Origin of the sequence: Delftia sp. PE138 (assembly GCF_018320755.1) — a bacterium.
Lineage (GTDB): Bacteria > Pseudomonadota > Gammaproteobacteria > Burkholderiales > Burkholderiaceae_C > Comamonas > Comamonas tsuruhatensis.
This window is the reverse complement of sequence record NZ_JABEPN010000014.1, coordinates 22,452-48,888: the sequence shown is the minus strand read 5'-3', so window position 1 is coordinate 48,888 and position 26,437 is coordinate 22,452. Positions and strand designations below refer to the sequence as shown.

Genomic DNA, 26,437 nt, shown 5'->3' with positions numbered 1-26,437 from the left:
AGATCCTGAATGCATATCCGATCGGATGGCTGCGTGCGCCTGCATGGCGCACCCCGGTTGTCCGTTTCCGACGCCATTTTTTGCAGCGCCCGCATTCCCACGTCCCCGGAGCCGTGGCCGGCCGCTGCCGGGAAGACCAGTGATGAGAGTGACAACAAAGCAATACCACCAGGACGCCAAGGTGCAGGGGGAGAGGATGAAGCTGCGCCCGCTGCTGCAGCAACTGCTGCTGGCGGGCGTGCTCGGCCCCGCGATGGCAGGGCTGGCCATGGCAGCAGAGCCTGCGGAGGCTGGAGTCGCCGCCGCGCCCGGAACTGCCACCGGCGCCCAGGCGGATGCCCCGCGCAGCGACACGCCTGTGCTCAATGAGGTGACGGTCAAGGCCAGCGGCCTGGGCCTGACCTCGGCCGATATGTCCACGCCAGCCACGGTGCTGGAAGGCGATGTGCTGACGCTGCGCCAGGCCGCCACGCTGGGCGAGACGCTGGACGGCGAGCCCGGCATCCACGCCAGCCATTTCGGTGCGGGCGCAAGCCGCCCCATCATCCGCGGCATGGACGGCCCGCGCGTGCAGATCCTCAGCGATGGCTCGGAGCTGCATGACGCCTCCACCATCAGCCCCGACCATGCCGTGGCCAGCGAGCCCATGCTGGCCACGCAGATCGAAGTGCTGCGCGGCCCTTCGGCGCTGATCTACGGCGGCGGCGGCGCCATGGGCGGCGTGGTCAACATCCTGGACGACAAGATCCCCACGTCCATTCCCAAGAACGGCATCACGGGCTCGGCCCAGCTGCGCGGCAGCACGGGCGCGGGCGAGACGGCCGGCGCGTTCTCGCTGACGGGCGGCGCGGGCCAGTTGGCCATCCATGCCGAGGGCATGGCGCGCGATGCCGGCGACTACCGCGTGGGCAGCGGCTGGGCGCCCAACGGCCAGTCGCAGGGGCGCGTGGGCGGCAGCTTCAACCGCACGGATACGGGCAGCCTGGGCCTGTCCTGGATCGGCACGCAAGGCTACCTGGGCCTGGCCTACACGCGCCAGACCGCGCGCTATGGCCTGCCGGGCCACAACCACAGCTTCGAGGGCTGCCACACCCATGGCGACCATCTGCACTGCGGCGGCCATGACCACGGCGACGAGGACGGACATGACCATGGCGACGAAGAACACGATCACGACCATGGCAGCGTGCCGGTGGTCGACCTCAATAGCGAGCGCTGGGATCTGCGCGGCGAATGGCGCAATCCGACGGCAGGCATTGCGGCGTTGCGCGTGCGCGGCGGCTGGACCGACTACCGCCATGACGAGATCGAGGACGGCCAGGTCTCGACCACCTTCAAGAACCGCGCCCATGACCTGCGCGTGGAGGCCGAGCTGGAGCCCATCGCCGGCTGGCGCGGCGTCATCGGCCTGCAGACCGTGCAGCGCAAATTCAGTGCCGAGGGTGAGGAGGCCTATGTGCAGCCCACCGAAACCCGCCGCAACAGCATCTACCTGCTGGAGGAATACCGCTGGCAGGACTGGCGCTGGCAGGCTGCGCTGCGCCATGAGCGCCAGACCGTGGACGCCCAGCAAAGCGCCATCTCTCGCAGCCACAGCGGCACATCGTTCTCGCTGGGCTCGGTGTGGAAGTTCACCCCGGGCTACAGCCTGTCGGCCTCGCTGACGCAGGGCAACCGCCTGCCCACGGCCGAGGAGCTGTATGCCAATGGCCTGCACATGGCCACATCCACCTATGAGCGCGGCAATCCCGACCTCAAGCGTGAACGCTCCCAGGCACTGGACATAGGCCTGCGCAAGACCTCGGGGGACACCACGTTCAGCGTCAATGCCTTCCACCATCGCGTCAAGGGCTACATCTACGGAGCCACGCTGGACGAGCATGACGGCCTGCAACTGCTGCAATACACCCAGGCCGATGCGCGCTTCACCGGCGTGGAGGGCCAGGTGCGCCAGAAGCTGTCGCGCCAGTGGGGCGTGACCCTGTTCGGTGACGCCGTGCGTGCGCGGCTGGAAGACGGCTCCGCCTTGCCGCGCATTCCCGCGGCGCGCGTAGGCCTGCGCGTGGACACCTTCTACAAGGGCTGGGATGCCCAGGCCGAGTGGGTGCAGGTGCTGCGCCAGAACCGCGTCACCGCCTACGAGACCGAGACGGACGGCTACGGCATGCTCAACCTCTCGGCCAGCTACACGCTGCGCACCTCGGGTGGCACGCCCTGGCAGTTCTTCATCAAGGGCAACAACCTGACCAACCGCCTGGCCTTCGCCCACACATCGTTCATCAAGAACGCTGCGCCGCTGATGGGGCGCAATATCACCGTGGGCGTCAAGGTGTCGTTCTAAGGCGGGTTGCCCGCGCTGCGCTCCCGCGCCGTCTGCTACAGGTAATGCTGCAGATGGCGCAGGGCGCGTGCGCTGTCGACGCCTATCCACTGCACCACTTCGGTCTCGGCACGGCCCGCGCGCAACCACTGCACGATGGCCGTGTTGCGCAGCACCTGCGGCCCGACCCGGTGCAGCGGCGCCTTCTGGGCAGAAGCGGGCTGGGCCGCATGGGCACGCTGTATCAGCTGCGAGGCCACATGGAACAGCACGCGCACCGACAGCGGCTGCCCCTCACGCGAATAAAAGACCGTGGCATCGGGTTGAACGGCCTCCGGCCCGCGCTGGCCGGCGCTGAAGCCTTTCCAGTCCTGCAGCGCCTTCACCACCGTTTCCGACAGCTCCAGCGTGCGCTGCTGCGCGGCGCGCGCGCCATCGATATGCAATTGACAGGGGAGGCCATCGCCTGGTCCTGCGCATTGCACATCGCGCCAGCACAGGCCGCGCACCTCCTCGGGTGCCAGCGCCAGTTCGTACAGCAGCAGCAAGATGGCGCGGTCGCGCGCCGACTGAAAGCCATCTGCCACCGGAATGTGGCGGGGCAGGGCATTCCACAGCGGAGCGGGAAGGCAATGGCCCTGGCCGTCTTCGGCAGGGGGGCGTTCCTGTGGCGCCAGCCCTGCGGCGGGATTGGCGCTGACCCAGCCGTGGTCCAGCGCATGGTCGTAGATGCGTTCCAGCAGGCGCCAGTAGCGCCTGCGCGTGACCTCGCTGATGCGGCGGCCGGGCTGGTGGCCCGACAACTGGCCTTCGCGCGGGCGCAGGAAATTCTGGACATCCACGGCGGTGGCCTGCTGCCAGGCGCGGGCCTTTGCGTTGACTTTGCCTTTCGGTGTGGTGGGGGAGAGGGAACTTTCTCTGGCGGGCATGCCCGCATCGCCCAGGCTGCGCAGCCAGGCACGCCATACCTTTTCGTAGCCGCTGTCGGGCGCCGTGTCCAGGGCATCCCAGCCCTTGGCGCCCTCGGTTTCCAGCCAATGCCGGAACAGGGCCAGTCCGTCGGGGACAGTGGACGGCGGCTTGCCGGCAGCGGGTGCCTGGGATGGTGATGAAGTCATGGGCGTCGAGAGCAAAACGAATCAACCAATAGGGATGTTCAATGTAACTTACATGAAATTGAGTGGCAACCTTGTTATCGACTGATGAATGTCAGTGGCGACAAGTCGCCAGAAAAGGGGGCTGTTCGGCATGAATCTGAGCCTTGGCACGTCCGTGGAGGCTGGCCGGGCCTTCGAGGCCCGGGACGACGCCTGAACGAGGCAGGGCCGGGTCTGCGGCGCATAATCTGCGCGCGCCGCAAGCCTGCGCAGGCGCAGCTTCCCGGTCCTGCTTCAGTGAACTCTCCCGTCTTTGCCTCCCTCATCCCTGTCATTCTTTGCATAGGCGCAGGCTTTCTTGCCGCCCGGCTGGCCTGGGTGCGTGCCACCGCCATCAAGGATTTGTCCAACCTTGTGTTTCTGGTGCTTACGCCGGCGCTGTTGTTTCGCACCATGGGTGCGGTGCGGGTACAGGAGCTGGACTTTCAGCCCGTGGCCCTGTATTTCCTGGCGACTGCTCTGATCTTCGTGGTGTCCATGGTGCTGGGCGGCTTTTCCACGCGCTCGGCCGCGCGGGGGCTGGCCAATATGTTCAGCAACACCGTCATGATCGGCGTGCCGCTGGTGGGGCTGGTCTACGGGGAGGAAGGGCTTGTCACGTTGTTCACCCTGGTCTCGCTGCATGCGCTGATCCTGCTGACCGCAGCCACCATCGTGTTCGAGCTGGCCGAGGCCCACGAACGCCAGCGCTGCGGCCAAAGCGCACCGCGCCCCATGTGGCGCACGGTGCTGCAGGCCGTGCGCAACGGCATCGTGCATCCTGTGCCGCTGCCCATACTCGCTGGCTTGCTGTTCGCTCAGACTGGGCTGGTGCTGCCCGAAGTGGTGGACCGGTCCCTGCAGGTCCTGGGCCAGGCGCTGGGCCCCATGGCGCTGCTGTTGGTCGGCGTGACACTGGCCTACACCAGGGTGGGCCAGAACTTGCGAGAGGCTGCTGGCATCGCGCTGGTCAAGAACCTGGTGCATCCGCTGCTGCTGCTTGCGCTGGCCTGGGCCTTCGGTCTGGGCGGCCTGCCGGTGGTCGTGATGTTCACGGCGGCTGCATTGCCCGTGGGGGCCAACGTGTTCCTGTTCACGCAGCGCTATGGCGTGATGCAGGAGGAGGTGTCCGCCAGCATCGCGGTGTCCACTGCGCTGGCCTTGCTTACCGTGCCGCTGATGCTGTGGCTGGCCCAGCGCCTGCCGGGCTGATGGGTTTCAGCAGCGCCAGCAATCCGGGGGATCAGGGCGCCAGGCGCTGGCGCAGCCAGGTTCCAGCTTCAAGCTGGTAGCAAAGGCGGTCGTGCAACCGGCTCTTGCGGCCTTGCCAGAATTCCCAGCGCTCGGGTACCAGCCTGAATCCGCCCCAATGTGGCGGGCGTGGCGGGTTCAGCAGGAACTGCGCGCCGTACTTGGCCGCATTGGCCACCAGTACGCTGCGCCCGCTGATGACCTGGCTTTGCGGGCTGGCCCAGGCGCCAATGCGAGAGTCCAGCGGGCGGCTGTTGAAGTAGGCGTCGCTTTCGGCCTCGCTGACTTTTTCCACGCGGCCCTCGATGCGCACCACGCGCTCAAGCTCCACCCAGTGGAACTGCAGCGCGGCAAAGGGGTTGCCCGCCAGTTGCTGGCCCTTGCGGCTGTCGTAGTTCGTGTACCAGACCAGGCCGCGCTCGTCATAGCCCTTGATGAGCACGATGCGTGTGCTGGGCCGCAGGTCGCCGCCCACGGTGGCCAGCGTCATGGCATTGGGCTCGGGCACCTGGGCGCTCAGGGCTTCCTGCAGCCATTGGTCAAACTGCTGCAGCGGATCGGCCAGGGAGGCCGATTCGCTGAGTTCCGCGCGCTCGTAGCTTTTGCGCAGATCGGCGATCGAGGTGGAAATGCTGCTCATGGCCTGCATTGTGCCTGCGCCCGACCTCCCATTTGCTGCGCTAGAGTTGCGCATGCTCAGAGACTTCAAAGGCCGGCCTTGCGTGCTCATCCTCGCCTCGGGCCGTGGCGAGCGTTTCCGCGCGTCGGGCGGCGCCATGCACAAGCTCGCCGCGCCGCTGGGCGGCAGCACCGTGCTGGAACACACACTGGCCGCCGTCCGCGCCAGCGGCCTGCCCTGGCATCTGGAAGATGCGGGCCACCCCGGAATGGGCGATTCGCTGTCTGCGGCCGTGCGTGCCACAGCCGATGCGCCAGGCTGGCTGGTCTTGCCGGCCGATCTGCCGCTGGTGAGTCCACAGACCTTGCTGAAAGTGGCCGATGCATTGCATGCGGGGGCCCGAGCCGCCCAGCCTGTCCATCAAGGCGAGCGTGGACATCCCGTGGGTTTCGGCGCCGCATGCGGCGCGGCGCTCATGGCGTTGAGCGGAGAGAAGGGCGGGGCGCCTGTGCTGAAGGCGCTGCGCGAAGCCGGACATGTGGTTCAGGTCGATGTGGACGACGCTGGTGTGCTCACCGACATCGATACGCTGGACGATCTGGCGCGCGCTGAGGTGTTGCTGCAGAACCGGCCTGAAGTGGGCTGAATTCAGGCTTCGCCGTCTGCCGTAGCGGGGTCGCCTTCGGTCGCTGGGTCGGCTTGGCTGCCTTGGCAATAACCGCGCAGTTTGAGCAAGGCCCGATACATCACCTCCCGTTCCTCCTGCGTCAGCGCCAGCAGAGCAGCGGCCTGGTGTTGCCGGGCCACGGGCATCACCTCGTCATGCAACTGCCGGCCCGCAGGCGTGATGGAGCACAGGATCTTCTTGCGTGGAGTGGAGCCTTGCGCCAGCAGGGCCACCAGGCCGCGTTCCTCGAGCAGCCGCAGCGCCCGGCTCACCAGGGCCTTGTCCGAAGTGGATTGCACCACCAGCGCGCTGAACGGCAACTCGCCTGCATGCGCGACAAGGGCCAACAGCCGCCACTCCGAAACCGTCAAGCCCGCCGTATCGGCATAGGGCACGGTGATGGTGCGCCGCAGCGCATTGCCCACCTGGCTCATCAGCGTGGTCAGAAAGGCATCGACGGTCAGGCTGCTGCCTGCCTCGTCAAGGTGGGTCCAGGGATTGCCTGCGGGCGTGCTGGGCACAGGGAGAGGAGAAGGTGGGATGGACATGTTCCCATCAATTGTTTCACAGGCTGCCTGACGTTTGTCTTGTGGAATTTCTTTGGAGAAATCAATAGAGGTCAATCGGTGTTTTCAGTAAGTTGATTCATCAACTTGCCGGAGAAAATCGTCATTGATTCTTTTGAGGATCAATGTTTCATGGATGAATCGTATGAATTCATCCCATAGCCAGCCCCAGCTGCCATGCCCGTATCTGACCGATGCATGTCCGCGCTTTCAAAGGAGCCAGTGATGACCCCCCATCGTCGGCAAGGCCTGACCATTGCAGCATTGGCTTTTGCCACCGCTGTCTGTGGTCCGGCATTTGCACAGGACTACCCCGCCAGGCCGATCACCGTGGTGGTCGCCTATCCCGCAGGTGGTGACACGGACGCCATGGCGCGCCTGTTCGCCGAAAAGCTCACGGTGCGTCTGCGCCAGCCCGTGGTGGTGGACAACCGGCCCGGGGCGGGCGGCACCGTGGGCAACAACCTGGTTGCGCGGGCCGTGCCCGATGGCTACACGCTGCTGTTCACGCCCAACCCCTTCACCATCGCCCCCATGGTGATGAGGCTCCCTACTGCCGCGACCTATGACCCCTTGAGAGGTTTCACCCCCGTGGTGCAGACCGCCAGCCAGGCCGTGCTGCTCGTGGCCCATCCCTCCACGGGATTCAAAAGCGTGGCCGACATGGTGGCTGCGGCCAAGGCCGGCAAGACGCTCAGCTACGCCAGTCCCGGCGCAGGCTCGCCCATGCACATAGGTGCCGAGTGGCTGAACCGCGCTGCCGGAGTGAGCATTCAGCATGTGCCCTATCGCGGCGTGGCACCGGCCGTCAACGATGTGGCAGCGGGCCATGTAGGACTGGCCTACGTCACGCTGGGGCCGGTGGCCCAGTACATCCAGGCGGGCAAGCTGCGCGCGCTGGCCGTGACCGACCCGAAGCGTTCGCCCCTGCTGCCCGATGTGCCTTCGCTGGCGGAACTGGGCTACAGGGACATCGCCGCGGGTGCCTGGAATGGCTTCTTCGCGCCCAAGGGCACGCCGGCCGCCGTGGTGCAGACCTTGAACACCCATCTCAACGAGATCCTCAGGATGCCGGAGGTGGCGGCAAAGATGGCCACCTTCGGTGCCGTGCCCGTGGGCGGGTCGCCGCAGGTGCTGGCCGATGTCAACGCTGCCGACTACGAGCGCCTGGGCAGGGTGATCCGCGAACTCGGCATCACCGCTGAATGACATGAATACCTCGAATTCCACGCTGGGCCGCGAGACGGCCCAGGTCACGGCGCTGTCCAAGGTACTAGGTCGTGCCCAGTACGCGGGCGACCTCAAGCTGCCGGGCATGCTGCATGCCAAGCTGTTGCGCAGCCCCTATCCGCATGCGCGCATCGTGCGCATCGACATTGCTGCAGCGCGTGCGCTGCCCGGTGTGAAAGCCGTGCTGACCGGGGCAGATGCACCGCGCACGCCCTGGGGCGTGAGCCACAAGGAGCGGCGCATCCTGGCCGACGGCCTGGTGCGCTTTGCGGGGGAAGAGGTGGCAGCCGTGGCTGCCGCCACAGAAGAGATCGCCCGCGATGCGCTGGACCTGATCGAGGTCGAGTACGAAGAACTGCCCGCCATCCTGTCGCCCGAGGAAGCCCTGGATGAAGAAGCGCCCGGCGTTCATCCGGGCCGGGGCAACATCGCCCACGAGATCCGCTTCGAGCGCGGCGATGCCGATGCCGGATTCGCCGCAGCTGATCTGGTTCACGAAGCCACGTACACCACGCATGCGCAGTACCCGGGCTACCTGGAACCCATGGCCACCCTGGCCTCCATCGACGCCGATGGCCGCCTGTTGGTACAGACCTCCACGCAGTCGGTTTTCCTGGCGCGTGCCCGGCTGGCGGCGGCGCTGGAGCTGCCGGTGTCCGCCATCCGCGTGGTGCAGGCCACCACGGGCGGCGGCTTTGGCGGCAAGATCGTCGAGGACGACAACCAGCTCGTGGCGGGCCTGCTGGCCCTGCGCACCGGGCGGCCCGTGCGCCTGGTCAACAACCGGCTGGAGGACTTCCTGGCCTGCTGCTCCAGCGTCCCCGAGCGCATCACGCTCAAGCTGGGCATGGCGCGCGATGGCCGCATCCTCGCCAAGCAGGTGCACATCGTTGCCGAGTGCGGTGCCTATGCGGGTCTGTCGGCCGAGGTCATGCACGTCAGTGCCATGCGCAGCGACAACATGCACAGGCAGGGCAACGTCCGATCGCACGCCACCCTGGTCTATACCAACAACCCGCCGCACGGCGCGTTCCGCGGCTTTGGCGGTACGCAGATGCTGTTCGCGCTCAACAGCCACATTCACATCATGGCCGAGCAGCTGGGGCTGGATCCGGCCGAAGTCCACAAGCTCAATGCAGTGCAAGCCGGCGACGTGACAGTGCATGGCTGGAAGATCGGCAGCGCCGGCCTCAAGGAGTGCATAGACCAGGCCACCGATGCCATCGACTGGCGCGGCAAGCGCGCCCGCCCCCGCCAGGCCCTTGGCGCCCGCCGCAGGGGCGTGGGCATGGCCGCGGCCATGCATGTCAGCGGCAACCGCACCATGGGCAACTGGGACGGCTCCACCGTGGTGGTGCGCATCCATGAGGATGGCCAGGTGCTTGTGCTCAGTGGCGAGTGCGACATGGGCCAGGGCGCGGCCACCATGCTCAGCCAGATCGTCGCCCATGAACTCACGCTGCCGTTGTCGCAGGTCCGCGTGGCCGCACCCGACACGGACAGCACGCCCTTCGCCATAGGCTCGCTGGCCTCGCGCGTGACCATGGCTGCAGGCAATGCCGCCATAGGTGCCGCGCAGGCGGTCCGCAGCAAGCTGCTGGCCCTGGCCGCCGTCGTGCTGGAGGCGCAGGTCGACGACCTGGAGCTGGCCGATGGTCAGGTGCGCGTGCGCGGCACCGACCGTGCGGCAGGCATGGCCGAGCTCGCACGCCAGCACATCTGGCGCCATGGCGGCGAGGGCATACAGGTCAGCCACACCTGGGATGCCCAGACGCAGATGCACGACGCCCAGTTGCACGGCAACATCGCGCCGGCCTATTCCTTCGCGGCCCAGGCAGTGGAGGTCGAGGTCGATACGGAAACCGGCCAGGTCCGGGTGCTTGACAGCTATGTGGCCGACGACTGCGGCAAGGCGCTGAACCCCGTCGCCATCCATGGGCAGACCAACGGGGCCACCGTCCAGGCCATGGGCTGGGCCCTTTACGAGCAACTGCACCTGGAAGGCGGGCGCCTGGCCAACGGCAACTTCGCCGACTACACCATGCCAACGGCCGACGCCGTGCCCTTGCTGCGCGGCGGCTTTGTCGAGTCCAACGACCCCAACGGCCCCTATGGCGCCAAAGGGGCCAGCGAAACCGCCATCCTGCCGGGAGCGCCTGCCATCGCCAACGCCGTGTACGACGCCATCGGCGTGCGCATATGCGATCTGCCGATCACGCCCGAAAAAATCCTGGCGGCGCTGCACGCACGCGCCGAGGAGGGCCGTCATGCATGACTTCGACTTCCTGGAGCCCACCTCGGTGGCGGAGGCCAGCCGGTTGCTGGCCGAACTGGGCGAGGACTGCCGCGTGATCGCCGGCGGCACGGCCTTGATGCTGGGCATGCGCCAGCGCATGCTCGCGCCCACGCACCTGGTCTCGCTGGCTGGCATCGATGCGTTGCGCGGCCTGGACTTCGACCCGGTGCGTGGCCTGCGTATCGGCGCCCTGGTGCGCCATGCCGAACTGGCGGCCTCGCCGCTGGTGTCGCATCACTATCCTGTCCTGGCCGGCATGGCGCAGCGCATGGCCAACCCGCAGGTGCGCAATCAGGGCACGGTGGGTGGCAATCTCTGCTATGCCGACCCCTCCACCGACCCGCCCGGCTGCCTGATGGCATTGGGCGCCCAGATCGTGCTGGCCAGCGCAAGAGGCGAGCGCCTGTTGGACATCGAGGACTTCCTGGTCGACTACTACGCCACGGCGCTGGAAGGCGACGAGATCGTCAGCGAGATCCGCGTGCCGCCCATGGGGCAAGGAGACGACCGGCGCAGCGGTGTGTACACGCGCTTTCTGCGCACAGCGGCCGAACACCGGCCGCTGGCCAGCGTGGCCCTGGTGGCGCACACCGCCGGGGGCATCTGCCGCGACGCGCGTCTCGTCGTGGGCGCCTCTACGCCCATACCCGTGCGCCAGCGGCGCGCCGAGGGCTTTCTTGAAGGCCGTGCCCTCACCTGGGCCTTGGCGGCCGAGGCGGGTGACATCGTCGCGGCCGACATCACACCGGTTTCGGACCTGCGCGGCTCGGCGGATTTCCGCCGAGAAATGGTGCGCGTCAACGTGCGGCGCACCGTGGCCGAACTGTTTGGCCTGGACCTGGCACTGGAACAAGGAGAGCTGGCATGAGCCGACATCGCATCGAATGCACCGTCAACGGCGAGCCCTGCAGCGTGGACGTGCCTGCGCGCCGGCTGCTGTCGGATTTTCTGCGTGATGACCTGCACCTGACGGGCACCAAGCGCGGCTGCGAGACGGGCGTGTGCGGCGCCTGCTCGGTGCTGCTGGATGGCGAAGTGGTGAAGTCCTGCCTGCTGCTGGCCGTGCAGGTCCAGGGCCGCGCGCTCACCACCATCGAAGGCCTGGCCGACCGTATTGCTGGGGATGCGGGCGCAGACCCCTCACAACGCCTGCACCCGCTGCAGCAAAGCTTCATGCAATGCGGCGGCCTGCAGTGCGGCTACTGCACACCGGGCTTCATCATGGCCGCCTGCGATCTGCTGGGGCGCAACCCCCTTCCCGGCGCGGACGAAGTTCGCCATGGCCTCAACGGCAACCTGTGCCGTTGCACGGGCTACACCCAGATCGTGGAATCGGTCCTTGTGGCCGCGGAGAAAATGCATGGAAATTGAGAAAACCCTGACTGTTTCGGCCTCGCGAGAGCGGGTATGGGCCTTGTTGCTCGATCCCCAGGTCATGGGAGGTGCCGTGCCGGGCATGCAGTCCATCGAAGTGGTCAGCCCCACCGAATACGTGGCGGTGATGCACCAGAAGATCTCCTTCATCAGCGCCAGATTCAAGCTGCGCACACGCATCGTCGAGCAACGCGCTCCCGAGTATCTGCGCGTGGAAGGAACGGGAGAAGACACCTCGGTGGCCAGCTCGCTCAAGCAGCGCAGTGAAATCTTCCTGAGCGCCACGCCGGACGGAGGCACCGAGCTGCGCATCAAGATCGACGTGGACCTGCTGGGCCGTCTGGGCGCCTTCGGCCTGAGCGTGATGAAGACCAAGGCCGACCGAATATGGGAGGAGTTTGGTAACAATCTGGCCGCGCGGCTCGAAGGCGGGGGAGGGGAGCCCGCTGCGGGCAAGGCGACCATGCAGGCGCCTGCACCTGTCGCGCCCGCGCCGGCCTCCGAGCCAGCCGGGGAAACGGTGGTGCAAGCCCGGAATTCGCCAGCACCAGCGCCAGCTTCGGAGCTCTCCTCCACGGCCCAAGACCTGCGGGGCCGTGGCTGGTGGGGGCGGCTAATCGGCAGCTTGAGCGGAGAGGGCAGCGCGGGCGCTGCCGACACCATTCATGTCGAGCTGCGCCGTGGCGATACCACGGTCAGCGTCCAATGGCCGGGCGCGCGCGCCGAGCAGTGCGCGGCGTGGCTGCGCGACTGCCTGCGCTGAACGCAGACCCGGCCGAGCACATCATCCGCGCGTGATCACCGCACAGGCCAGGCGCGCCCCGGAATTGCCGGTGGGCTGCGTGGTGTAGTCGTCAGGGTCCTTGTGCACGATCAGGCCGCGGCCCACCACGCTGTTGGGACTCTGATCCAGTGCCAGGCCGCGCGAAACGAAATCTATGCTGGCCATGCCTTGCGCATCTGACCGCAGACTGGGCAGATCCCCTGCGTGGTGGACAGCGGAATCGAAGCGGCCATGGGCGTGGCCGGTGGGGTTGAAATGGCCGCCCGCGCTCAGGCCATCAGGGCTGGAGCAATCGCCTTTCTCATGGACATGAAAGCCATGCTCGCTGTTGGGCGCCAGCCCCTGAACCGAGCCCTGAACGCGCACGCTGCCATCGGCCTGGGCAGTGAACTGCAGGCTGCCGCTGACCTTGCTGCCTTGCGTGGGCTGCAGCTGGGCCATGGCCACGTTGCGGGCGGCAGGGGCTGCGGTGACGGCTGCCGGGGTGGACGCCGCGGCTGTGGCAGGAGGCTTGGCCTGGCTGCCGCAGGCCCCAAGGGCCAGCACCATCCCGGCTGCCATCAGCAGCTTCACGGCGGTGGACGGGGTGGATGGGGAAGCGTTCAAACGCATGGTGGCAATCTCCTGGTTGATATCCGTGCTGGAAAAGTTGTGAGGCGCATTGCGCGCAGCCGCCATCTTGCAGCGTGCAATACGGTGGATATGTCGGAGAGGGCAGCGTTGTGCGCCTGCGCGCATCAGCGTATCAATCGCATCAAAGCGTCAGCGCGAGGCTTGCGCACCCGCTTCAGGCTGGCCCGCGTAGCTGAGCAGGCGCTGCAAGGCGCGGTCCCGGATGCCGAGGCGCTTTAGTTCATCGAAGGTTGCGCGCGCATAGTCATGCGTGCTGCCATAGATGCCCTTGGCCTCGCTGAAGATGCGGCGATAGTCTTCGGGCGCCAGCTCGCCCGTGTGATTGGGGCTTTGCCGGGACAGCGTGAACGCCAGGGCCTGGACCGTGCCCTGGCCGGTGCGGCAGGGCAGCCAGCGGGGGTCATAGACGGCATTGGCCATCTCGCGCTGCCACAGCTTTCTCATGACGTCATGGCCGTGGTGCCGGGGAATGCGGAACACCATGCCCTGGCAACTGCCGCCGGACAGCATGCCAAAGACCAATCCAGGATTCTGGGGCGTGCCGCGGTTGATGGTGCTCCACATCTTCAGCGCCCGGTGCCAGCCAAAGACACGGGCCGTGCGGCGTTCGCAGAAATCGAAATCCGGCCGCCAGATCAGCGAGCCGTAGCCAAAGATCCAGAGGTCGTCGCTTCCGCCCCATCGGTGCAGCGCCTCGTCCAGCATGGGCTGGGACTCTCGGCGGGCAAATGAGAATTCTGGCAGGGCGGACATGGGCGCTGTGGCGTGAAGGAACAATGACGTTTTAACGCCTGTCGGCCCAAACGGTGCACAAGCGCCTGCGTTGCACTTGCACGGCCGGTCTTTTGTCTCTGCGGCGCCACAGTTCGTGCCGGGTGGCATCACGGGGCTTGGGCGGTGCGCAGGGCCGTTGGCGGCGGCCCTCTACAATCGGCCGGTTTTTCGCAGTCTTTCTGGTTTCCTTCAACAGTTCATTCACGGAGAGTGCTTCATGTCCTTCAGTCAATCCGACGACGACAGCCAACAACGTTTTGCCCTGGGCTTTTTGTTTGCGCTGATTGCGCTCGTCGTCTCCACGGTCGTGGGTGTCGTGGTCTACCAGCGCGGTATTGCGCATGGTCCTGCAAAGACGACAACCGGCGCCACACCTGTGCCGGCGATGGCGCCTGTGGTCCTGGAGGAAGACGTGGCGCGTGTCGTTGTTGAAAACGGCGTGGTCAAGTTCTACTTCGCATCGGCCAAGGCCGAGCTGGCGGCTGGCGCCAATGAAGCGCTGGCCGATGTGGTGGCTGGTGTGCAGGGCGGCAAGCGCGCCGTGATCTCTGGATACCACGACGCCACCGGCAGCGCCGAACTCAACGCCGAACTGGCCAAGAAGCGCGCCCTGGCAGTCCAGGCTGCCCTGTCGGCACTGGGCGTGGCCGAGGAAAAGGTCGAACTCAAGAAGCCCGAACAACTGCAGGCCGATGGCAGCAATGCCCAGGCCCGCCGGGTGGAAGTGATCCTGGTGGATTGAACCGGATCAGCAGCGCGGCTGGCAGCAGCCGCAGCTAAAAACAAAGGCCCGGAGCGATGAACGCTCCGGGCCTTTGTTTTTGGGGCTGCGTGGATCAGGAATTGCGCAGGGGATCGAACTTCTCGCCGCCAGCTGGCTGCACGCCGGCATGGGCGCGTGAGTTCTCCTGTATGAGTTCTATCTTGTAGCCGTCCGGATCCGTCACAAAGGCAATCACCGTGGTGCCGCCCTTGACGGGGCCGGCCTCGCGCGTCACGTTGCCGCCGGACGCCTTGATCTTCTCGCAGGCGGCATAGGCATCAGGCACGCCAATGGCGATATGGCCGTAGGCCGTGCCCATGTCGTAGGACTCCGTACCCCAGTTGTAGGTCAGCTCGATCTCGGCCTGGCCAGGGTTGCCGCCCTCGAAGCCCAGGAAGGCCAGCGAGTACTTGTACTCGGGGTTCTCTGAGGTTCGCAGCAGCTGCATGCCAAGAACCTGTGTGTAGAAATCGATGGAACGCTGGAAATTGCCAACGCGCAGCATGGTGTGAAGGATTCGCATCCACGGATTGTGCCGGGATTTGGCGGTCTCTTCACGCGCTCGGCCATGGGGTGAGGTCGCTTCAGCCCCACCGCGGCATCGGTCGCGGGCTCCTGCCCGGGCGCGTGCATCTCATCCACAGACTCCCGCGTGGTCCGGATGCTTGGCCTGCAACGCATTCAACCACCGATTCAACTATCTGTTGAATTCTAGGAGTGCTACCTAGGACTGACGCCCGAATTCGCAGCAATTGGGCCAAAAAATCAGACAAATCTTAGATTTTGAAGTGGAAAAATCAGATTAATCCAATTAAATCCTAGTGCGCCACTGCCTAGAATAGGAATGTTCTTCTTGCTAATTTTTTGAGTCATGAAAAATTTCGTCTTGCGGATACTGATTGCCGATGACCATCCGGCAGTTCTGGCAGGCATAGAAAGTGTTTTGGAGGAAAAAAATGAGATAGAGATTGTGGGTCGAGCGAAAAACTCCACGGAAATCATCAATTTTCTCAGGCAGAACGAATGCGATGTGCTGGTGACTGATTATTCAATGCCCGGCGGAACCTATGGCGACGGCCTGGTCATGCTGAATGTCATCCGGCGACGATTTCCCGGCGTCAAGATCGTGATGCTGACAATGATTGAGAATATTGGGATCATCAAGTCGCTTGCCAATCAGGGGATCTACAGGATAGTCCATAAAACAGATTCTTTGGGGAGCCTGGTGCCGGCGATCTATGCGGCATACACAGATGGTCAATTCATTTCGCCGAGCGCAAGCAAACTGCTTGGCGGCGAATGGCTCGGGGCGGTACGAACATCGATAGAACTGTCAAAGCGTGAAGAGGAAGTTCTGCTGCTTTTCATTTCTGGAATGACAGTGTCTGAAATAGCGAAAAAACTCTATCGCAGCATCAAGACGGTCAGTACGCACAAGGTGGCGGTCATGAATAAACTGGGCATCCGCAAGGACATTGACCTCATTCGCTATGGAATAGAGATGGGATGGATTGATGCCAGAAAATAGTCCCGGTCATGGCAAAAGAATGATCGTTGGCACAAACGATCCGATGGCCCCATATTGGATACAGCAATGTTGCAAACAGCAAGGAATTTTTCACGGCATTCAATGGATCAGCAATACGGATGAGCTTCTGGCGGAACTGAAGAAATCCAATGCGGATGCGGCCTTTGTGGATATGGATTTCATCGGCGAAAAGCTGATGAGGTTCCTCAATGATCTGGCACTGTCTGAAGTGGATGTCCCCATCATCCTTGTCAGCAGCTGCGAACCAAGAATATTCCATGCGGTCGCTGACTATGCCCGGAGCCTGGCACTCAACATCGTCTGTGCAATATCTCGCTCCAGAATGGCAAGAGAGGTGCCGGTCAACGGGGATTTCCTGCTGCGTATCCTGGGGCGGACCAAGACGGAGGGTCAGCCCAGGACGATCTTGCGGATCCCGAGAGCAAGGTTGATGAACGCTTTGCACAGCGGCGAAATCGTTGCCCATTTTCAACCCTTGCATCATGCAGGCTCGGGCAGGATCATCGGGGCGGAAGCCTTGGCCCGGTGGCCTATTTCGGCCACGGAACTGTTGCCACCTGCTGCGTTCATGAAGGCCATCGGAGACCATGGATTGATGCATGAGCTCACTCTCCAAATGCTCCTGCAGTCCATCTCTTTCATCAAATCGGCAGCACCTTCAGGGCAGTTCATCTGCAGCATCAATGTATCCGCCTCCCTGGCGGCATCCTGGGAGTGGATGGATTCGGCATTGCGCGTGATCAGGGATGCAGGTGTCTCCCCTGAAAATATCGGTTTTGAGGTGACGGAAGATGGGGCGGATGATCTCGACAAGTCCCTGGGCGGTGTCATTGCGAATTTACGAATGAGTGGCTTTCAGTGCGCAATGGATGACTTTGGCGTGGGCGGCTCGACCCTAGGGCGCCTGCTTAGCGTTCCTTTCAACCAGATCAAGATTGACAAGGCTTTGCTGCATGCTGCAAGAAACCAGGCCCATGCAAAGAGAGTGCTGAGCAAAGCGGTGTCGCTTGCGAAAGATGTTCGGGCACAGGTGGTTGTTGAGGGAGTGGAGGACGTTGATGATCTGGGAATGATCAGGAGGATGGATGCCGATGTCGCCCAGGGATTCTTGTATTCCAGAGCACTTTCCTGCAAAGATTTTATCGACTACATGAGGCGATCATTGGCCTGAGCAATGGCTGTATATCGATGTCCAGATGGAAATCCATAAAAAAGAAATTGCAGAAAAGGAAGATCTTCTGCTTCTGGCCAGATATAACAAGAGACTGCTTTTTGGTGGGGGGCTGATCTTTTCTTTCCTTGTGATCATTGTCGCGTTATTTGCGGCATCGTTCGAGTTCAATGATTTCATGGAGGAAAGAAGGTCAATTTTTCAGAACAAGAGAACTAGAATTCTGGTGGAGATAGAAACAAAGCAGGTCATCATGATGCGTGGAATAATCGCATCAGAATTGCTTTGGGGGCAAGCGCATATATCGCAACCGGCGGGAGTTGGCAGGCCGGGCGCTATGATCACGGGTGTGAGTCCGGTGGTTTTGCTCGAGGATAAGGGCGACAAGCCTGCATGCAGGCGATACAGGGATATGCTGGAGGAGCTTGCATACCTGGCAAACTCGAGTTTTCTTCAGGATGGAAGAGCCATATCTGTATATGCCTTCAGTCCGGATGGCGGGTTCATCGGTGCTCTCCTGCCTCAGATTCCAGATGAGCCTGAGCGGGAACGGATGCTCTTGGAGCTTCAGCAACAGATTGCCGGGCTGCCGAAAGACAAAGGCGTTCCACTTCATTCCGGACAAGTGCGCCACCCCATTTGGCTTCCCCCGACCAAAAGTATTCTGACGGGTGAAATGTCGTTCCAGGTTGTTGTTTCTGCATTCCATAGGGGTAAGCCATTTCTCACCGTGGTGAGTGACATGCCTACCCAGCATATTGAGAATCTGATGCAGCAAGGTGAGGATAGAAGTTCCTTTCTGATCATGGACTCCCAGGGAAGCGTTGCCCTGGGTGTTGAACCAGAGGGCTACAGCAAAGCGGATTTCTTTGATATTGAATCATCGAAATTCCAAGGCAACCTGGTGAGTCGCTATCTTCTGTTCAAGTATGGTGCTGTATACAAGGATGGTTTTTTTCATTACTACTCCAGGATATCGAATACAAACATGATTCTGCTCCACGTGTTTTCGTGGAAGGATGCGGTTTTTCTAAAGGGAAAATCGTTCGTATATTTGATTCTTTCGTTGATATTCATTGTCTTGTTCTGGTGCTTTTTGATATATTTCTACGAAAAGGTATTTATTCCAATCTATGAAAAGGCAAAGAATGTTTTCGATACCGAGCAGCTGAGTCGAACCATCATTGCCATGGCTCCTTACGGACTTGGTCTTCTTGATTTCAAGGAGAAAAAGATGCTGTTGGAGAACAGCATGATGTTCAAATACAAGGAGAGTGCAGTACTGCGTGGCCCGGTCCCTGGAGAGCTATTGATCGGCTATTTCCACAGAGTTTATGTGGAGAAATATCTTGGTGGCGGGAAAAGTGACTATGTGCCCGTGTCCAGCGAGGTGGTGATTTCCAACGATGGAACCATTGCAGAGCTGTCCATGATCATGGTGAAGGCAAAATACCAAGGTCGGAACGTGCTGTTGTGCGGGTTTGCCGATATCACGGCTCACAAGCAGGTCCAAAGAAGCCTGGAGGATGCAAAGAAGGCTGCGGAAGAGGCAAACCATGAAAAATCATCTTTTCTCGCCGTAATGAGCCACGAGATACGCACTCCACTCAATGCGATACTGGGGAATCTGGAAATACTGGGAAGAAGCATTCTGTCCATGGAGCAGAAAACACGGCTGGACATCATTTCGAATTCCTCACATTCTCTTTTGTCTCTGTTGAATGATGTCCTCGATTTCTCGAAGGTCGAGTCTGGTCAGATGAGTGTCGAGATGGCCGGATTCGATCTCAAGTCTGTGATCAGGCAGGTGGCATCCATCTATAAACCCTTGGTGACAGAGGCAAAAATTGAATTTTCCCTGACCATCGATGATTCGCTGAAGTCTGGATATCTTGGCGATGCTGAGCGCATCAAGCAAATACTCAACAATCTTCTCAGCAATGCCTTGAAGTTCACCAAGAGTGGAAAAATAGAGGTATATGCATCCGACAGATCCGGCGAGCTGAACATCAAGGTATCCGATACTGGAATAGGTATTCATCATTCGCAGCATGCGTTCATCTTCGATGCGTTCAAGCAGGCCGGCTCGGAAATCGCCACGAAGTTTGGAGGAACCGGACTTGGGCTGACGCTGTGCCAGCGGATGGCCCACCTCATGGGAGGGGAGATCCGGTTTTCAAGTGTCCTTGGAAAAGGCAGCATTTTCGAGCTGGTGCTGCCCGCATACCATGCGCAGCCCGCATCATCCGCTGTCGCTTGGGAGGATGGCGATGTCCTGCTTTCGGAGGACGAGCGAGAGGATTTCTCGGCAAGGATTCTGGTGGTGGATGACCACCCTGTTAACAGAATGCTGTTGCTGGATCAGCTGAGGATCATTGGGTATGAGGCCGATTCTGCAGAAGGAGGGGAATCTGCCTTGAGCATGCTGGCACAGCTGGCCTATGACCTGGTTCTAACCGACCTGCAGATGCCCGGCATGAACGGTTATGTGCTTGCACAGCACATCCGTAAGGATTACCCCGGGATTAGAGTGGGGGCAATAACGGCAAACGCAGGCAAGCATGAAAGGGATAAATGTGCCAAATTCGGCATATCTGACATCATCGTCAAACCAGCCTCCCTGAAAAGCATCAAGGAATTCATTGATAGAAATATCGGCAAGTCCGGGGTTTGCCAAGTGGATGCATTGCCGGCAAGAACAAGCAAGATTTCTGGCTACCGTGACATTCTTGTCTCAACAACACAAGCATCCTTGATCTCCTTGAAGAAATCCTTGGAAAAAAGAGATCTCGTGGCTGTGCATAGGGAAATTCATGCCATGAAGGGGGCATTTGCAGTGGCAGGGTTCAATGACATAGTCCAGGCGCTTGATATGATTTCTTCTCTTGTCAATGCGCGAGATTTTCGAGCGGTCGATGGGGAGCTCGTGAATTTCATGGACGTTCTGAAAGATTTGTGAGAAAGGTTGAAAGCCGGCTGGTGTCAGGTTATTCATATTTACGCGCCATGGACTATAAAAAATACCTGAAAATATCCGTATTGTTGGCGGACGATCATCCTGGGATAATATCAGGTGTCAGGCATGAATTGTCTGGTGAGTCAGAAATTGCATTGAATGGGAGTGTTTCAAATTCAACCGATCTGATTAAAAAACTGGAAGAGGGAGGTTTTGATGTGCTTGTATCCGATTACTCCATGCCGACCGGGCAATATGGAGATGGACTGCATCTATTCGGATATATATCGAGAAGATTCCCAAAATTGGGTCTGGTGGTCCTGACCATGCTGGATAACTCGGCAATACTGCAGGCTCTGGGTCGTGTCTCGAACATCAGTATTGTCAGCAAGGCCGATCCGGTGCTGCATCTTGTTCCCGCGATCCACGCGGCATTCACTGGCGGAGTTTATTTTTCGCCAGCCATCGCCGAGCGGCTGGAAAGAGGTGGTGCAGGCGGGTTGGGCGGAGTGCAGGGGGAAAGAAGAGTACCTGCTGAGCTGAGCCCCAAGGAGTCCGAGGTAGTCCGGTTGTACGCTGCTGGCCTGCGCATTGATGAAATTGCAGCCAAGCTCAACAGGAGCAAGAAGACCATCAGCACGCAAAAAGTCAAGGCCATGCAAAAGCTCGGCATAGAGCGAGACATAGACCTTATGAAATATGCCTTGGAATGTGGGTGGGTGACATCATCGAGATCTCAATGATGCATGTTCATTCCGCCTTCAGTGCCTGTATGTCCTGGATGACTGCTTCAAGCTGGAGCTCCAGCAGCGAGAGCGAATGTCTGTGATATGCCAGCCCATCATGGCCCATGCGGCTTTCCAGGTCGGCGCACCGTATTGACAACTCGACCAGATCAAAGAATCTCAGTGAGCCAGACAGGTTGTGAAGCTCTCTTTGCACATCTTTGCAGTTTGGGCTGGATTTGATGGTTGCCAGAGAAGAGCGCGCAGATTCCAGGAAGGCATTTCTGATGGGTGGCGCAATTTTCTCGAAATGGACGACTTCGTCAGTCGGCAGGAGGCTGTCGGGGTTGGCATGCGTTGAATGGATCGCCATCGTCAGCGCATCAAAAATCCCCTGCGGTGAATGCCAGGATACCGCGATGATGCGGGCATTGATCACTCTGGGCTGCATGGGATGGCTGGCTTCACATTCGATGATGCGTGCCGCTCCTGCCACCAGGCGGTTTTCGTCCTTGGCATTCCATGAAGTCTTCGGCCCGCACAGCACGACAACGTGGAACTTCTGTAGCCGATCCTGGCGAATCGCGGTGGGATGGCGGCATGCCGTGGTCACCAAACCCCACTCCTTGAGCAAAGGGAGCAGATGGGTATGCTGATCGTCGCATGACGAGATGAACAGAATCTGCTGTCCTGAAAATGGCAGATGGGGCCGCAAGAGTGCATCTGCGACAGGTGTCGTTCCAAAGGCGGTCGGTAGCTTGTCAGGACGGCGTGCGGTGGGGGCACTGTCCGGGGCGGAGATCTGTTTTGTCATGGAAGGCCGAACGTCGGGGGCCGGTCTCTACAGCGAGAAATTTCAAGGTGCAGATCAGGCCGACTGATTGAACCACGGCATCCATCCACAGTGCATGTCTAAGGGCATGTGCGCGTGCTTGCCGCGATTGCACGGGGCCAGGCCTGGGCAATGCCGCCCTGCAGAAGTGCAGGCATGCCAATTCAGGTGCACGTTTCAGGTGGGGCCAGAATGAAAAAAGCCTGCAAGTGGCTGCAGGCTGTTTTCATGGAGGCGTTTATCCAGGGCTTCAGATGGCGAACTGGGCGCGATCCTTGTCCTTGATCCAGGCGGGCGGCTTGCCGCGTCCGGTCCAGGTGTCACCTGTCTCTGGATTGCGGAACTTGGGAGCCACGGTGGAGGAGGCGCGGCGTGCCGTGAAAATGTCGTCGGCTGTCAGGCCGTAATCCTGAACCAGACCGCGAATCTTGGCGATCACATCACTGACTTCTTGCTTGCGTGCTGTCTGGATCTGGGCCTCAAGTGCTTCGCGCTGCGCCAGAAGTTCTTTGTATGTGTTGCTCACGGTAGTTTGCCTTTCATGGATTGAAGCGCGAATATTAACTGTTTTTTAAGAACCGGTTTGCATGCTTTCGATTATTTCCCCCTATGACCAGCATTGCCCGTCCCGAATGCGTTCAAACTGTCAGGTAAACCTTGGGTAAAGAGCCGTTGCGCAGTATGGCGCTGTATGTTCTGCGGGTTTTCAAAATCCTGTGCACCCTCGCTTTCGGACTGGGTGGAACTGGATAAGCCGTGACTCCGGGTTCTTGGCCGGCGGTGTTGGGATTGAGCGATGCAAGGGCCGCGCTTTACCCAAACTCCGGTGCGGATTCGGAATCCTTCAAGTCCAGTCTGTACGCTGCTTGCCAGATGAGATGCGAACAAATCAGAGGGTGTGGCCGTCCCGTCGACGTGCCTTGTGCAAGCGTCTGGATTTTTCTGTGCAATGCTGTTTATTTGTACAGTATGATGCAGTCATGAGCATCGATCAGATCGCCTTCGCACTTCCCGCAGCCCTTGCCGTCTGGCTGTCCCAATCCCGTTCCGCCGCGCTTCGGCGATGGGCCTGCCTCTTCGGCCTGGGGGGCATGCCGTACTGGATTTACAGCGCGCTGTCTGCCGGGCGCTGGGGCATGTTGGCCTTGGCCTGCGTGTTTGCGCTGGGGTGGCTTTGGGGACTGTGGGTTCATTGGCTGACTCCCCGGCGGCGTGTGGCCATGGATTCGGGCCTTGGCACGATCCAGATCACACCGGGCACCCGCTGATGCTTGGGGTGGCAGCCAGCAGCCTTGCGTGGTGCCGATCCTGCAGACGAGCATGTGTTTTGCAGGCGTTGCGCATGATGCGTTCGTGAATTTCAAGCGTTCTCACTGGAATTTGATGCAGGTAAAAGCCGAGTGTTTTGCTGGGTTGGTGTGATTTTCGAGCCGACGCGTTGAACGCCTGGACGGGCTGCGATCTCTATGCCCGGCCGTGCATGGCTGAAAGATCCGGACCGGAATTGCTGCAGCGTGTTCTGCCGTCCTGTGCACTGCGGTGGTGCACTCCTTTTCGCTCTTGGTGCAGGCTCACTGATCAGCCTGCTGCGCTGTGCTTTCGTGGATATTTCCGATGGATGAGTTTGGTCTTGTGCATAAAAAGCCACGGAAATCCGCAGTCTGTGCGGGTGCCGGGATGGCGGCCCACTGGCAGCGGCGAGCAAGTGCGAGGCATAGAATCGTTTGCATACAACAGGCAGCCAGCCATCCGACTTGCCTCTAAAAACCACGTGAAATAGCCCACCCCGCCGGCGGTGGGCTTTCTTTTTCGGGCCCTGCTGCGGCGTGCCTGACGCCTGATTTTTCAGTGCGCACCTATGGTTTGCACCTGTTGTCAACCACAAGGTTTGCACACGATGAAATTCACTCTCAACCAACAAGAGGTCGAGATCCAGGGCGTCAGCCCGGAGACGCCGCTGCTTTATGTGCTGCGCAACGACATGCAGCTCAATGGCCCCAAGTTCGGCTGCGGCCTGGGCGAATGCGGCGCATGCGCCGTGCTGATCGACGGCAAGGTGGCCCGCTCCTGCTCCGTTCCCGTGAGCGTGGTCCAGGGCATGAAGGTCACGACGCTGGAAGGCCTGTCCCAGGATGCGACCCAGGCCGAGCACGCCCGCGTGGCGCGTGACTGGGACGCTGCCCATCCGGCCGCCGTGCCGGGAATGCCTGCCGGCAAGCCGTCGGCTGACACGCATGGCAAGACCGTCCACACACTGCACCCCGTGCAGCAGGCGTTCATCGACGAGCAGGCCGCCCAGTGCGGCTACTGCACCAACGGCATGGTCATGGCCCTGGTGGCCTTGTTCGACCACAAGCCCACGGCCACCGACGAGGAAGTCACCCAGGCCCTGTCCGGTCACCTGTGCCGCTGCGGCACGCATGTGGAAATCATGCGGGCCGCCGCCCGCGCCCGCGTGCTGATCGCCCAGGGAGGTGCAGCATGAGTGCATCCAACCCCCTTCAACTGACGCGCCGCAACCTGCTCAAGCTGGGCGGCATGGTCATGGTCAGCTCGGTGGCGGCCGCTGGCCTGGTGGCTGAAAGCACGGGTACGGCGCCCGCCGTGGCCGGCGCCTTCCCCATTCCCCCCATCGATCGGGTGAGCAGCTTCATCGCCATTGGCGCGGACGGCAGCGTCACGGCCTACCACGGCCACGTGGACCTGGGCACGGGCATCCGTACCTCGCTGGCGCAGCTGGTGGCCGATGAGCTCGATGTGGAGTTCGAGCGCATCACCATGGTGCTGGGCCACACGGGCCGCACGCCCAACCAGGGCCCGACCATTGCCAGCAACACCATCCAGGTGGACGCCATCCCCATGCGCAAGGCCGCCGCGCAGGTGCGCCAGCTGCTGCTGGGCCTGGCTGCCGAGAAGCTGCAGCAGCCCGTGTCTGCACTCACCACGTCCAAGGGCGCGGTGGTGGCCAAGGGCGGCCGGCGCATCGGCTACGGCGAACTGGCCCAGGGCCAGGACCTGAACATTGCGCTGGACAAGGAAGTGCCGCTGCGCACCGGCGGCTTCAACTACATCGGCAAGTCCGTGCAGCGCGTGGACATTCCGGCCAAGGTGCTGGGCGCGCTGGCCTATGTGCACGATGTGCGCGTGCCCGGCATGCTGCACGGCCGCGTGGTGCGCCCGCCCTATGGCGGTGCCGATGCGTCTGCGCCGCTGGGCAGCAGCCTGATCTCTGTGAACGAGCAGTCGGTCGCTCATCTGCCGGGCATCGTCAAGGTGGTGGTGCAGGGCGATTTCGTGGGCATCGTGGCCGAGCGCGAAGAGCAGGCCATTGCCGCCATGCGCCAGCTGGAGGTGAAGTGGAAGGACTGGGCCGGCGTGCCCGACCTGTCGCTGAACGCCATGCACGACACCCTGGTCAAGCACGAGAAGACCGACCGCATGCTGCGCGAGGACGCGGGCATTGACGAGGCCTTCTCGGGCGCCAAGAAGGTGATCGAGGCCGACTACGTCTGGCCCTACCACCTGCATGCCTCCATCGGCCCGTCCTGCGCCGTGGCCGAGGTGTCCGCCAGCCAGATCCAGGTCTGGACCGGATCGCAGAACCCGCACGACGTGCGCAAGGACATCGCCACGCTGACCGGCATGGCGGCCGACCAGATCAATGTGACGCGCCTGGAAGCCTCGGGCTGCTACGGCCGCAATTGCGCGGACGACGTGGCATCCGACGCCGTGCTGCTGTCGCAGGCCGTGGGCCGCCCGGTGCGCGTGCAGCTGATGCGCGAGCAGGAAGCCGCCTGGGAGCCCAAGGGCACGGGCCAATTGATCCGCGTGCGCGGCGGCCTGGACGAGAACCATGCCGTGCTGGGCTATGAGCTCAAGACCTGCTACCCGTCCAACGACGCGGCGGCCCTGGCCCTGATCCTGACGGGCAAGGTGCCCAACAAGCCCAAGGTGCTGCAGATGGGCGACCGTACGGCCATCCCGCAGTACGAGTACCCCAAGATGCGCGTGGTCTCGCAGGATGCGGCGCCCATCGTGCGCGCTTCGTGGATGCGCGGCGTCTCGGCCCTGCCCAACGTCTTTGCCCATGAATGCTGGATCGACGAATGCGCCTACCTGGCCGGCGAAGACCCGCTGGCCTACCGCCTGCGCTACCTGAAGGACCCGCGCGCCGTGGCGCTGACGCACGCCGCCCGCAAGCAGGCCGGCTGGCAGGACGGCCCGGCCCACCGCAACCCCGCGCCGGCCGACCAGCGCCTGGTCAAGGGCCGCGGCTTTGCCTACGCCCGCTACTACCACAGCAAGTTCCCCGGCTACGGCGCGGCCTGGGCCACCTGGATCTGCGACGTGACCGTGGACCGCGAGACCGGCGTGATCAAGGTGGACAAGGTCTTCGTGGCCCATGACTGCGGCGAGATGGTCAACCCGGCCGGCGTGCGCCACCAGGTGCACGGCAACATCATCCAGTCCACCAGCCGCGTGCTCAAGGAGTACGTGACCTTCGACAGCAAGGGCGTGACCTCGCTGGACTGGGGCGGCTACCCCATCCTGCGCTTTGACGAGCTGCCCGAGATCGACGTGCAACTGGTCGAGCGCCCCGGCGAAGACCCCATGGGCGCGGGCGAATCGGCCTCCGTGCCCAGCGCCGCCGCTGTCTCCAACGCCGTGTTCGACGCCACCGGCGTGCGCCTGCGCGAAGTGCCGTTCACCCCGGCACGCGTGCTGGCCGCACTCAAGGCAAAGGCTGCCGATGCAGCCCCGGCCGACAAGGCACAGAACTGAGAGCGGAGG

Annotated in this window: 24 protein-coding genes; 16 read left to right on the top strand and 8 right to left on the bottom strand. The window is 62.1% G+C overall.

The features are described from left to right. Positions 1-142 precede the first annotated feature (142 nt). A complete protein-coding gene (locus tag HFGMBDPB_RS28395; protein ID WP_026062337.1) occupies positions 143-2,341 on the top strand; it encodes a TonB-dependent receptor domain-containing protein in 2,199 nt (732 codons plus the stop codon). 35 nt (positions 2,342-2,376) lie between these two features. On the opposite strand, the gene HFGMBDPB_RS28390 is transcribed toward HFGMBDPB_RS28395, so the two are convergent. After that, the gene (locus HFGMBDPB_RS28390; protein ID WP_212646729.1) at positions 2,377-3,438 is read right to left on the bottom strand and encodes a tyrosine-type recombinase/integrase; all 1,062 of its coding nucleotides are present in this window, start codon (positions 3,436-3,438) and stop codon (positions 2,377-2,379) included. Positions 3,439-3,714: 276 nt separating this feature from the next. On the opposite strand from HFGMBDPB_RS28390, the gene HFGMBDPB_RS28385 reads away from it, so the two are divergent. Beyond that, entirely contained in the window at positions 3,715-4,668 is a 954-nt protein-coding gene (locus tag HFGMBDPB_RS28385) for an AEC family transporter (protein WP_047327331.1), read from the top strand. Positions 4,669-4,699: 31 nt separating this feature from the next. On the opposite strand, the gene pdxH is transcribed toward HFGMBDPB_RS28385, so the two are convergent. Beyond that, entirely contained in the window at positions 4,700-5,347 is a 648-nt protein-coding gene (gene pdxH / locus HFGMBDPB_RS28380) for a pyridoxamine 5'-phosphate oxidase (protein WP_017405177.1), read from the bottom strand. Positions 5,348-5,399: 52 nt separating this feature from the next. Here pdxH and HFGMBDPB_RS28375 point away from each other — a divergent pair, with 52 nt between their 5' ends. After that, positions 5,400-5,972, top strand: a complete 573-nt coding sequence (locus HFGMBDPB_RS28375; RefSeq protein ID WP_034369173.1) for a nucleotidyltransferase family protein — start codon at positions 5,400-5,402, stop codon at positions 5,970-5,972. Between the two features lie 2 nt (positions 5,973-5,974). On the opposite strand, the gene HFGMBDPB_RS28370 is transcribed toward HFGMBDPB_RS28375, so the two are convergent. After that, the gene (locus HFGMBDPB_RS28370) at positions 5,975-6,541 is read right to left on the bottom strand and encodes a MarR family winged helix-turn-helix transcriptional regulator (RefSeq protein WP_212646728.1); all 567 of its coding nucleotides are present in this window, start codon (positions 6,539-6,541) and stop codon (positions 5,975-5,977) included. 243 nt (positions 6,542-6,784) lie between these two features. Here HFGMBDPB_RS28370 and HFGMBDPB_RS28365 point away from each other — a divergent pair, with 243 nt between their 5' ends. From HFGMBDPB_RS28365 to HFGMBDPB_RS28345, 5 genes are read left to right on the top strand one after another with little or no spacing between them, the layout of a single operon-like run. Beyond that, positions 6,785-7,768 (top strand): Bug family tripartite tricarboxylate transporter substrate binding protein, encoded by a 984-nt coding sequence (locus HFGMBDPB_RS28365; protein WP_212646727.1) that lies wholly within the window; start codon positions 6,785-6,787, stop codon positions 7,766-7,768. A 1-nt stretch (position 7,769) separates the two neighbouring features. Next, a complete protein-coding gene (locus HFGMBDPB_RS28360; RefSeq protein ID WP_126311409.1) occupies positions 7,770-10,064 on the top strand; it encodes a xanthine dehydrogenase family protein molybdopterin-binding subunit in 2,295 nt (764 codons plus the stop codon). Further along, complete coding sequence (locus HFGMBDPB_RS28355; protein ID WP_016447072.1) at positions 10,057-10,953, top strand: FAD binding domain-containing protein; 897 nt, start codon at positions 10,057-10,059, stop codon at positions 10,951-10,953. Before HFGMBDPB_RS28360 ends, HFGMBDPB_RS28355 begins: the two co-directional genes overlap by 8 nt. Then, positions 10,950-11,456, top strand: coding sequence for a (2Fe-2S)-binding protein (locus tag HFGMBDPB_RS28350; RefSeq protein WP_046985490.1), 507 nt, complete (start codon positions 10,950-10,952; stop codon positions 11,454-11,456). Before HFGMBDPB_RS28355 ends, HFGMBDPB_RS28350 begins: the two co-directional genes overlap by 4 nt. Further along, on the top strand, positions 11,446-12,222 hold the full coding sequence (locus HFGMBDPB_RS28345; protein ID WP_151019512.1) for an SRPBCC family protein: 777 nt from the start codon (positions 11,446-11,448) through the stop codon (positions 12,220-12,222). Before HFGMBDPB_RS28350 ends, HFGMBDPB_RS28345 begins: the two co-directional genes overlap by 11 nt. A 21-nt stretch (positions 12,223-12,243) precedes the next feature. Here HFGMBDPB_RS28345 and HFGMBDPB_RS28340 read toward each other — a convergent pair whose 3' ends face one another. Next, entirely contained in the window at positions 12,244-12,855 is a 612-nt protein-coding gene (locus HFGMBDPB_RS28340; protein WP_046240174.1) for a superoxide dismutase family protein, read from the bottom strand. Positions 12,856-13,005: 150 nt separating this feature from the next. Then, positions 13,006-13,629 (bottom strand): gamma-glutamylcyclotransferase, encoded by a 624-nt coding sequence (locus HFGMBDPB_RS28335; protein ID WP_034348165.1) that lies wholly within the window; start codon positions 13,627-13,629, stop codon positions 13,006-13,008. Positions 13,630-13,867: 238 nt separating this feature from the next. Here HFGMBDPB_RS28335 and HFGMBDPB_RS28330 point away from each other — a divergent pair, with 238 nt between their 5' ends. Then, a complete protein-coding gene (locus HFGMBDPB_RS28330; protein WP_016447067.1) occupies positions 13,868-14,392 on the top strand; it encodes an OmpA family protein in 525 nt (174 codons plus the stop codon). Positions 14,393-14,486: 94 nt separating this feature from the next. Here the strand turns inward: HFGMBDPB_RS28330 and gloA are convergent, their stop codons facing one another. After that, positions 14,487-14,936 (bottom strand): lactoylglutathione lyase, encoded by a 450-nt coding sequence (gene gloA / locus HFGMBDPB_RS28325; protein WP_026062330.1) that lies wholly within the window; start codon positions 14,934-14,936, stop codon positions 14,487-14,489. A gap of 348 nt (positions 14,937-15,284) precedes the next feature. Between gloA and HFGMBDPB_RS28320 the strand changes: the two genes are divergently transcribed. From HFGMBDPB_RS28320 to HFGMBDPB_RS28305, 4 genes are read left to right on the top strand one after another with little or no spacing between them, the layout of a single operon-like run. Beyond that, a complete protein-coding gene (locus HFGMBDPB_RS28320) occupies positions 15,285-15,941 on the top strand; it encodes a response regulator (protein WP_016447065.1) in 657 nt (218 codons plus the stop codon). A gap of 19 nt (positions 15,942-15,960) precedes the next feature. After that, positions 15,961-17,133 carry an EAL domain-containing protein gene (locus HFGMBDPB_RS28315; protein ID WP_212646726.1) on the top strand — a complete coding sequence of 391 codons (1,173 nt, stop codon included), beginning with the start codon at positions 15,961-15,963 and terminating at the stop codon, positions 17,131-17,133. A gap of 25 nt (positions 17,134-17,158) precedes the next feature. Then, on the top strand, positions 17,159-20,092 hold the full coding sequence (locus tag HFGMBDPB_RS28310) for an ATP-binding protein (RefSeq protein ID WP_212646725.1): 2,934 nt from the start codon (positions 17,159-17,161) through the stop codon (positions 20,090-20,092). Positions 20,093-20,139: 47 nt separating this feature from the next. After that, complete coding sequence (locus HFGMBDPB_RS28305) at positions 20,140-20,832, top strand: response regulator (RefSeq protein ID WP_016447062.1); 693 nt, start codon at positions 20,140-20,142, stop codon at positions 20,830-20,832. A 7-nt stretch (positions 20,833-20,839) separates the two neighbouring features. Here the strand turns inward: HFGMBDPB_RS28305 and HFGMBDPB_RS28300 are convergent, their stop codons facing one another. Both HFGMBDPB_RS28300 and HFGMBDPB_RS28295 read right to left on the bottom strand, forming a co-directional pair. Beyond that, on the bottom strand, positions 20,840-21,628 hold the full coding sequence (locus HFGMBDPB_RS28300) for an Hpt domain-containing protein (protein ID WP_249343764.1): 789 nt from the start codon (positions 21,626-21,628) through the stop codon (positions 20,840-20,842). A gap of 268 nt (positions 21,629-21,896) precedes the next feature. Next, positions 21,897-22,172 carry an H-NS histone family protein gene (locus tag HFGMBDPB_RS28295; RefSeq protein WP_016447060.1) on the bottom strand — a complete coding sequence of 92 codons (276 nt, stop codon included), beginning with the start codon at positions 22,170-22,172 and terminating at the stop codon, positions 21,897-21,899. Positions 22,173-22,626: 454 nt separating this feature from the next. Between HFGMBDPB_RS28295 and HFGMBDPB_RS28290 the strand changes: the two genes are divergently transcribed. From HFGMBDPB_RS28290 to HFGMBDPB_RS28280, 3 genes are all read left to right on the top strand, one after another. After that, complete coding sequence (locus HFGMBDPB_RS28290; RefSeq protein WP_016447059.1) at positions 22,627-22,914, top strand: hypothetical protein; 288 nt, start codon at positions 22,627-22,629, stop codon at positions 22,912-22,914. 629 nt (positions 22,915-23,543) lie between these two features. After that, on the top strand, positions 23,544-24,131 hold the full coding sequence (locus HFGMBDPB_RS28285; RefSeq protein ID WP_212646724.1) for a (2Fe-2S)-binding protein: 588 nt from the start codon (positions 23,544-23,546) through the stop codon (positions 24,129-24,131). Next, a complete protein-coding gene (locus tag HFGMBDPB_RS28280; protein ID WP_203400941.1) occupies positions 24,128-26,428 on the top strand; it encodes a xanthine dehydrogenase family protein molybdopterin-binding subunit in 2,301 nt (766 codons plus the stop codon). Before HFGMBDPB_RS28285 ends, HFGMBDPB_RS28280 begins: the two co-directional genes overlap by 4 nt. Positions 26,429-26,437: the final 9 nt, after the last annotated feature.

Excerpts from the sequence above, each read along its gene's own strand:
- gloA (WP_026062330.1), bottom strand. The coding sequence starts at position 14,936 with ATGCGAATCCTTCACACCATGCTGCGCGTTGGCAATTTCCAGCGTTCC.
- HFGMBDPB_RS28315 (WP_212646726.1), top strand. The coding sequence starts at position 15,961 with ATGATCGTTGGCACAAACGATCCGATGGCCCCATATTGGATACAGCAA.
- HFGMBDPB_RS28335 (WP_034348165.1), bottom strand. The coding sequence starts at position 13,629 with ATGTCCGCCCTGCCAGAATTCTCATTTGCCCGCCGAGAGTCCCAGCCC.
- HFGMBDPB_RS28285 (WP_212646724.1), top strand. The coding sequence starts at position 23,544 with ATGAAATTCACTCTCAACCAACAAGAGGTCGAGATCCAGGGCGTCAGC.
- HFGMBDPB_RS28390 (WP_212646729.1), bottom strand. The coding sequence starts at position 3,438 with ATGACTTCATCACCATCCCAGGCACCCGCTGCCGGCAAGCCGCCGTCC.
- HFGMBDPB_RS28320 (WP_016447065.1), top strand. The coding sequence starts at position 15,285 with ATGAAAAATTTCGTCTTGCGGATACTGATTGCCGATGACCATCCGGCA.
- HFGMBDPB_RS28345 (WP_151019512.1), top strand. The coding sequence starts at position 11,446 with ATGGAAATTGAGAAAACCCTGACTGTTTCGGCCTCGCGAGAGCGGGTA.
- HFGMBDPB_RS28355 (WP_016447072.1), top strand. The coding sequence starts at position 10,057 with ATGCATGACTTCGACTTCCTGGAGCCCACCTCGGTGGCGGAGGCCAGC.
- HFGMBDPB_RS28350 (WP_046985490.1), top strand. The coding sequence starts at position 10,950 with ATGAGCCGACATCGCATCGAATGCACCGTCAACGGCGAGCCCTGCAGC.
- HFGMBDPB_RS28280 (WP_203400941.1), top strand. The coding sequence starts at position 24,128 with ATGAGTGCATCCAACCCCCTTCAACTGACGCGCCGCAACCTGCTCAAG.
- HFGMBDPB_RS28340 (WP_046240174.1), bottom strand. The coding sequence starts at position 12,855 with ATGCGTTTGAACGCTTCCCCATCCACCCCGTCCACCGCCGTGAAGCTG.
- HFGMBDPB_RS28330 (WP_016447067.1), top strand. The coding sequence starts at position 13,868 with ATGTCCTTCAGTCAATCCGACGACGACAGCCAACAACGTTTTGCCCTG.
- HFGMBDPB_RS28300 (WP_249343764.1), bottom strand. The coding sequence starts at position 21,628 with ATGACAAAACAGATCTCCGCCCCGGACAGTGCCCCCACCGCACGCCGT.
- HFGMBDPB_RS28395 (WP_026062337.1), top strand. The coding sequence starts at position 143 with ATGAGAGTGACAACAAAGCAATACCACCAGGACGCCAAGGTGCAGGGG.
- HFGMBDPB_RS28305 (WP_016447062.1), top strand. The coding sequence starts at position 20,140 with ATGGACTATAAAAAATACCTGAAAATATCCGTATTGTTGGCGGACGAT.
- HFGMBDPB_RS28310 (WP_212646725.1), top strand. The coding sequence starts at position 17,159 with ATGGAAATCCATAAAAAAGAAATTGCAGAAAAGGAAGATCTTCTGCTT.
- HFGMBDPB_RS28375 (WP_034369173.1), top strand. The coding sequence starts at position 5,400 with ATGCTCAGAGACTTCAAAGGCCGGCCTTGCGTGCTCATCCTCGCCTCG.
- HFGMBDPB_RS28365 (WP_212646727.1), top strand. The coding sequence starts at position 6,785 with ATGACCCCCCATCGTCGGCAAGGCCTGACCATTGCAGCATTGGCTTTT.
- pdxH (WP_017405177.1), bottom strand. The coding sequence starts at position 5,347 with ATGAGCAGCATTTCCACCTCGATCGCCGATCTGCGCAAAAGCTACGAG.
- HFGMBDPB_RS28290 (WP_016447059.1), top strand. The coding sequence starts at position 22,627 with ATGAGCATCGATCAGATCGCCTTCGCACTTCCCGCAGCCCTTGCCGTC.
- HFGMBDPB_RS28360 (WP_126311409.1), top strand. The coding sequence starts at position 7,770 with ATGAATACCTCGAATTCCACGCTGGGCCGCGAGACGGCCCAGGTCACG.
- HFGMBDPB_RS28370 (WP_212646728.1), bottom strand. The coding sequence starts at position 6,541 with ATGTCCATCCCACCTTCTCCTCTCCCTGTGCCCAGCACGCCCGCAGGC.